Origin of the sequence: Streptomyces sp. NPDC059900 (assembly GCF_050270335.1) — a bacterium.
Taxonomy (GTDB): Bacteria; Actinomycetota; Actinomycetes; order Streptomycetales; family Streptomycetaceae; genus Streptomyces.
In genome coordinates this window covers 1-6,663 of record NZ_JBNNJZ010000459.1, presented here as the reverse complement: position 1 = coordinate 6,663, position 6,663 = coordinate 1, and the positions used below count along the sequence as shown (strand labels likewise).

General features: G+C 68.8%; 5 protein-coding genes and 2 pseudogenes. 4 read left to right on the top strand and 3 right to left on the bottom strand.

The genetic code is table 11. The features are described 5' to 3' along the window. Window positions 1-343 precede the first annotated feature (343 nt). The 4 genes from ACQKIP_RS36090 to ACQKIP_RS36075 all read left to right on the top strand — a co-directional run bounded on the left by ACQKIP_RS36090 (window position 344) and on the right by ACQKIP_RS36075 (window position 5,154). Complete coding sequence (locus ACQKIP_RS36090) at window positions 344-697, top strand: hypothetical protein (protein ID WP_365866472.1); 354 nt, start codon at window positions 344-346, stop codon at window positions 695-697. 40 nt (window positions 698-737) lie between these two features. After that, entirely contained in the window at window positions 738-1,610 is an 873-nt protein-coding gene (locus tag ACQKIP_RS36085) for an aminoglycoside phosphotransferase family protein (RefSeq protein WP_365866547.1), read from the top strand. A 923-nt stretch (window positions 1,611-2,533) separates the two neighbouring features. Then, a complete protein-coding gene (locus ACQKIP_RS36080) occupies window positions 2,534-4,219 on the top strand; it encodes an acetolactate synthase large subunit (RefSeq protein WP_365866474.1) in 1,686 nt (561 codons plus the stop codon). Between the two features lie 485 nt (window positions 4,220-4,704). After that, window positions 4,705-5,154 (top strand): hypothetical protein, encoded by a 450-nt coding sequence (locus ACQKIP_RS36075; RefSeq protein WP_365866476.1) that lies wholly within the window; start codon window positions 4,705-4,707, stop codon window positions 5,152-5,154. Window positions 5,155-5,263: 109 nt separating this feature from the next. Here ACQKIP_RS36075 and ACQKIP_RS36070 read toward each other — a convergent pair. The 3 genes and pseudogenes from ACQKIP_RS36070 to ACQKIP_RS36060 all read right to left on the bottom strand — a co-directional run. Continuing rightward, window positions 5,264-6,147, bottom strand: a protein-coding gene (locus ACQKIP_RS36070; protein WP_365866478.1) for an IS5 family transposase whose coding sequence is annotated in 2 segments (ribosomal slippage) — window positions 5,264-5,994 and window positions 5,994-6,147 — 885 coding nt in all. Because the reading frame shifts where the segments join, the coding sequence is not laid out codon by codon here. A 55-nt stretch (window positions 6,148-6,202) separates the two neighbouring features. Continuing rightward, window positions 6,203-6,396: pseudogene (locus tag ACQKIP_RS36065) on the bottom strand (hypothetical protein); the annotation flags it as partial. Between the two features lie 64 nt (window positions 6,397-6,460). Further along, a pseudogene (locus ACQKIP_RS36060) lies at window positions 6,461-6,663 on the bottom strand (FMN-binding glutamate synthase family protein); the annotation flags it as partial.

The window sequence follows — 6,663 nt, the reverse complement described above, 5'->3', positions numbered from 1 at the left end:
GGTCACTGGGGCGTCTGCACTGCCACAGCGCACGCAGAAAGCTTCCTGGTTATCCATGCTCCCGGTCTACTACAGATCCTCGCCCGTCTTCCCCCTGCTCCCCTGCAACCGGAGCCATCCACCGTGATGTTGAGCCTGGCCGCTCAGCCGGTGGGGCCTGTGTCTGACCCCTGAGCTGGACCTTTCGGGCGGGGTGGGCTGGCGGGGTGTCCGGGTGCGGCGGGCAGCCGCTGCAGCGGTGCCGTCCGGTGCGTGACTCCCTGTCAGAGCTGGGGTGGGTTCTGCTGAGGGGCTGCGTGCCGTGCTGCTCGGTGACGGCGGCTAGGACGCCTTCCTCGACTCCATGCGCTACGGCGAGGGCGGCTCGGGCGTGAAGAACGTCGACTTCTGCAACGACCCGAGCCGGAAGGGCGGCGGTCAGCGCGATCCGGCCGGCAGTCACTTCGCCACCGGCACCGCCGACCACAAATGGAACGGCAACATCAAGGACACCGCAGGCTCCCGACTCATGATCCACCAGGTCCGGGCCAGCCGGGCCCTGCTGCTGTGCCGAGGTGCACGGTCAGGCGGTCGCGACGAAGGGGCGGCCGCCGTAGCGCCGGGCCTTCTCGCTGCGGACGCAGTACGGCCTGCCGCGACCTGGCCAGGCGACGCGCACCGCCGGAAAATGAGTGTGGGTTTCGTCTGTTTGCGGTAAGACTGCGGGTGTGATCGAAGTACCCGATGCCGTGCGCAACATGGTTCGCGCTGCCGGTGTCGAAGACTGGGTTGAGCGCCTGCCCGCGCTTGTCGCGCGTCTTGAGGCTGACTGGTCGATCACCGTAGGACGCCCGTATACGGGTGGGTCCGGGGCCTTCGTGGCCGAAGCGACCCGGGCGGACGGAACGTCAGCTGTTCTCAAGGTGCTGGTGCCGGGCTTGGGGAACGACTCCGCCCACGAGGCGACGGTGCTCCGCATGGCCGGAGGAGAAGGATGCCCGGCGCTCTACCTACACGACGCCGGCCGGGGCGCCCTGCTCATGGAACGACTGGGGCGGCCGATGTCCGAGCTGGGCCTGCCGCTCGCGCGCCGCCTTGAGATTCTGTGCGGTACCACAGCACGCATCTGGCGGCCGGCGCCGGATTGCGGTCTGCCCACCGGTGCCCAGAGAGCCCGGCGGCTCGTCGACTCCATTGCAAGGTTGTGGGAGGAACTCGATCACCCCTGCTCCGAGGAGACGGTCGAACACGCTCTCGTCGCGGCCCGGCGGCGGGAGCGAGCGCACCGCGACGAGAAAGCGGTACTGGTCCACGGCGACGTGCACCAGCTGAACGCGTTGCAGATCAATGGCGGCTTCAAGCTGGTCGATCCGGACGGCCTCCTTGCGGAAGCAGAATACGACCTGGGTGTCCTGATGCGCGGAGACCCGGTCGAGCTGCTGGCTGGTGACCCCTTGGAGCGGGCCCGCTGGCTGGCCGCCCGGACGGGTCTGGACCCCGTGGCCACCTGGGAGTGGGGCGTGATCGAGCGGGTGAAGACGGCCCTGCTCTGCACGCAGATCCACCTCCAGCCCCTTGGCAGGGACACACTCCGTACGGCGGAGGCCGTAGCTGGTCTGTCGATATCGTAGAGACCCGGCAAGGATGCCCCGGCCACCGGAAGGAGGCACTGCGTCCGCCCGCCCAAACACAGCGCCTTCCCTCCGCGGACACGGACGCGTTCGCACCACTGCCCGGCCAGCACCTCCGCCGAGGTCCCTGGCCCTGCGCGCCGATCTCCCGCCCCGCCGCAGCCGCACACCGCCAACTCAGCCCAGACGCCGGTAATGACAAAGCCCGGCGCATCGCATCCGTCGCCGACCAGGCCCGGGCACGCTTCGGCCCGCACGCGGTCAAACCCGCCACGCTCGCCACCCAGCGCCGATTGACAAGTGTTTTGTTTCCCGGCTGGCGGTAGCGATGCAGCCGACCGCAGCACAGATCCGAAATGGACACGTCGTGGTCGGTGGCAGCAACGGGTCCACCGGCGCGCAGCCCGGCATCCCCGACACCGCCATCTGCGTAGCCGCGGGCCTGGCACCTTGCGGCCGCTGAGGCATCCCCTTCCGTACCGGAACTGCCGGCAACCTTGCAGCGCACGCCACCGCCCCGGGCTGGCGGGCTGCTGAACTCCCCTTGCACGCAGGGGGAAGAACTCATACGCAGGGGCGGACCGGGAGGGGCCGTACACGTGATCGCCTGCAGGCGACGGGCGGTGTTCTTGAGCGCCTGCTGCGGAACATCCCCGCCTCCGTGGGGGTGTTTCGCACTCCGCCCCTCACCTGGGACCACCTCGACCGTCTTCCACCGGCGCGTGGTGGGGGGTCCGGCATTCGTGAACGGCGATTTCACGCCTGCGTGTAGAGAAGCGTGCGCCAGCGAGGCAGGAGATGGTGAGGAAGAGGGGTCTGGCTCGTAAGACCCGGTCCGCAGGCGTCCGGGCGGTCGGCCGGGGTAGACGGTTGAACGGCCCGCCCATCGGCGCGGCCACAACCCGGGAGAGGACACGATCAGCGTGAGCGACGCCGAGCAGCGGAAGCAGACCCCCGACGGAGCGGCCGAACTCCTGGTGCGCTGCCTGGAGAACGAGGGCGTCGAGGTGGTGTTCGGCGTGCCCGGCGAGGAGAACATCCGTTTCACCAACGCCCTCGCCCGCTCGGAGAAGATCCGCTACGTCCTCACCCGGCACGAGCAGGCGGCGTCCTTCATGGCGGAGATGCACGGACGGCTCACCGGCTCGGCGGGTGTGATGTCCGCGACGCTGGGGCCCGGCGCGATCAACCTGATGCTGGGCGTCGCCGACGCCATGACGAACAGCACGCCCGTCGTCGCGATCAGCGCGCAGGTCGGCAAGGAGCGCAACTACAAGGAGTCTCACCAGTTCGTGGATCTGGTGAGCATGTTCGCGCCGGTCACGAAGTGGTCGGCGGGCGTCCCGGCCACCCGGGCCATCCCGGAGATGGTGCGGCGCGCGTTCAAGACCGCGGAGTCCGAGCGGCCCGGCGCCGTCTACCTCGCCGTGCCCGAGGATGTCGACGAGGCGACCGACGGCTGGGACCTGCGCCCGCTGCGCAGGGACGTCGTGCAGCCCGAGGCGCCGTCCCCGAAGCAGATCAAGCGGGCGGTGGAGCTGCTGCGGGAGGCCCGTCGGCCGGTGATCCTCGCCGGACACGGCGCGGCGCGCGGCGGCGCCGAGGAGTCGCTGACGGCGTTCGCCACCGCACTCGACGTGTCGACGGCAACCACCTTCCACGGCAAGGGCGTCCTGCCCGACGACCACCCGTGCGCGACCGGCACGTTCGGCTTCATGCGGCGCGACTACACCAACTTCGGGTTCGAGGAGGCCGACGTCGTCATCGCCGTCGGCTACGAGCTGCAGGAGTTCGACCCGTCCCGGATCAACCCGGACGGTGACAAGAAGATCGTCCACATCCACCGCTTCCCGGCGGAGGTGGACGACAGCTACTCGGTCGACGTCGGCATCATCGGCGACATCTCCGCCTCCCTCGACGCCCTCGCCACCGAACTCGACGGCCTGCGCTGGACCATCGACGACAAAGACACCACGGCCACCCGCGCGCTGCTGGCCAAGGAACTCGAGCAGGGCGCCGCGGACGCGCGCTACCCGCTCGCCCCGCAGCGCGTCATCGCCGACACCCGCGCCGCGCTCGGTCGCGAGGACATCGTGCTGGTCGACACCGGTGCGCTGAAGATGTGGATGGCCCGGCTCTACCCGACGTACGCGCCGAACACCTGCCTCATCTCCAACGGCTTGTCCACCATGGGCTTCTCGCTGCCCGGCGCGCTCGCGGTCCAGCTCGCCAGGCCGCAGACGAAGGTGCTGGCGGCGGTCGGCGACGGCTCGTTCCTCATGCACTCCCAGGAGATCGAGACGGCTGTCCGCGAGAACATCCCGCTGACCGTGCTGATCTGGGAGGACAACGGCTACGGGCTCATCAAGTGGAAGATGGACCTGGAGGTCGGGGAGAACTCCAACACCGACTTCGGCAACCCGGACATCGTCCAGTACGCCCGCAGCTTCGGCGCGACGGGCTACCACATCGAGTCCGCCGGGGACCTGCTGCCGACGCTCCGTGAGGCACTGGCGGACCCGGGCGTGTCGATCATCAACTGCCCGGTGGATTACGCCGAGAACATGAACCTCATCGAGCACCTCGGGCACCTCGACTCGGCGCTCTGACCCGCCCGCGCGGCGCGGCCCACCCCCCCTACGGGCCGCGCCGCCCTGGCCGCTGTCACGCCTGGTGCGCAGCGTCCCGCCCCAAGGAGCCCGAGGAGGGCAGGCGGCTGGGTACCGGCAGCAGACGGGCCCGGCAGTGGGCTCCTTGCGGCACACGTCCCCGCACCGGGTGTCCAGTGAGCAGCACAGCGAGCAGATCGGACCGTCGTGGGCCGGGCAGTGCGCTGTCGGGCAGCACGTAAGAGGTGCGGCACACCACGCACTCGTGGGGAGACGGTGGCGTCGGGCACGTCCACCCCAGGCCCGTTGACGGTGTTGGTCCGAGCCAGGTAGAAGCGGCCCTTGGTCAGCCAGGCGATCAGCGGGCACAGCACCAGCGCCGGCCTAGGCGCTGTCCGATGGGTCGTATTCGCCCGCCCTAGCTTGTGGCGGCCGGTTGAGGAATTTGGTTGCGGTGGCTCAGGCGGATGCGGTGATACTCCGGCATGAGTAGAGACGCCGAGGTCATCGTGCTCGCTCGCTGGTCGGACGAGGTGATGGAACCGCTGACCCGGGACGACCCGGAACGCACGTGGCGAGGTCGCTTCGTCCCGATCGCGGGGCACTGGGGCTACGAGTTCGGGTGGGCCCTGGAGTTCGAGAAGATGCGTGCCCGCAAGGGCCTGCTCAGGCACCTGGAGTCGCTGCCGTGGCCGCATCCGCATACGGTGCAAGTTCTGCTTCGTGACCAGGACGACGACTGCTTTGGGCTATGGATGCTCCAGGAGGGCCGACTGGTGGAAGTCACTATTCCGCGCACCGAGCGTTTCCATCAGCCGGCGCCGCCCAATGAGGACTTCGAACCTGACCCGGGCATGCTGCTGCGCATCGACCAGAACACGGCTCTGCCCGAGCAGACCCCAGAAGCACACCGCGACACCCGCTCACCCTGGTAGACCGAGTTCGACAGCTCATCGTGGGACGTCAGGGCTGTCGACGCGTACCTACTCAGCGCACTGCTGCGCCACCACTACCCGAGTGCCGACAGGCTCTGAATAGGGTGATTCACTGCGGACGGAGCCATAGGCGGATCGCGGCCACGGCGACCGTCCCGTAGAAGACGTACGCCCTTTTGTCGAAGCGTGTGGCGACGGCTCGGAAGTTCTTGAGCCGGTTGATGGTCCGTTCGACTTCGTTGCGGCGGCGGTAGATCGTCTTGTCGAAGTCTGCGGGTCGGCCTCCTTGGCTGCCGCGGCGCCGGCGGTTGGCCCGCTGGTCTCTCGGCTCGGGGACCGTGTGCTTGATCTGGCGTCTGCGCAGGTGACGCCGATTACGGCGTGATGAGTACGCCTTGTCTCCCCCGACATGGTCGGGGCGAGTGCGGGGTCGTCCACCAGCCTGCCGGGGCACACGGACCTCGTCCAGGACGGGAATCATCTGCGGTGCGTCCCCCCACTGGCCGGGCGTGATGACAAACCCGAGCGGGCGACACCCACCTTCCCCAGCAAGGTGAATCTTGCTCGTGAGCCCGCCTCGCGAGCGTCCCAGGGCCTCATCGGGACGGTGACGCGCCGGGCTCCTGCGCCGGTCCGGGACTTTCGGGGCACGGGTGGAGGCACCAGCCGCATGCTGATGAGCGCGGCAGGTCGTGGAATCGATTCTGACCATGCTCCAGTCGATCCGGCCCTCGGCATCGGCATCCGCCTGGACGGCACGCAGGATTCTCTCCCACGTGCCGTCTGCCGACCACCTTCGATGACGGTCGTGAACCGTCTTCCAGCTACCGAAGCAGGGGGCAGGTCCCGCCAGGGGAGGCCGGTTCGCTGCCGGGACAGAATCCCGTTAATCACCCGACGGTGGCATTGCCAGCGTCCACCCCGCCCGTGATTCACCGGCAAGTGCGGCTCCAGCCGGGCCCACTCCTCATCCGAAAGATCTCCCCGCCCCATGTCCCACGGAACGAGTTCCCAGCAGGAGCGTCACGCGACCCATCGGACACGACCTAGACGCCAGGAACGTCGAGAACGCCTGCGCGTAGGCCCGAACGCCCCGAGGAACGCGGTGATCGAGACCGCCGAGGCGACCAGCATGGCACCGAATCCGGCCGGGTTGAGCGTGTGGAGACAGGCGCGCTTGAATTCGATGCAGGGCGGGCTCCAGCCCATCCGCTTGTTGATCACCAGGTCGGCCGCGACCGCCGTTGGCGCTGAGGGACGGCCGCAGTCGTATCTCCGCATACCCGACGAGGGGGCAAGGACGTGCTCAGGCAGTGAGCAGCTCGGCGATCTCATCGGCGAGCTTGGGGCCGAGCGAGCCCCAGCCGTCCTTGTAGTCGTAGACGCTCGCCAGGGTGCGGGCGTCGTAGTCGCCGTTGAGGATGTCGATGTCGGTGGGGGTGATGAGCGAGGGGTGGGCAACGCCGACGGCGCCCGAAACCCTCAGCAACTCCCTGCGCAGGGTGCGCA

Coding starts and splice junctions, on each gene's coding strand:
- ACQKIP_RS36085 (WP_365866547.1), top strand. CDS start 738: ATGGTTCGCGCTGCCGGTGTCGAAGACTGGGTTGAGCGCCTGCCCGCG.
- ACQKIP_RS36090 (WP_365866472.1), top strand. CDS start 344: ATGCGCTACGGCGAGGGCGGCTCGGGCGTGAAGAACGTCGACTTCTGC.
- ACQKIP_RS36075 (WP_365866476.1), top strand. CDS start 4,705: ATGAGTAGAGACGCCGAGGTCATCGTGCTCGCTCGCTGGTCGGACGAG.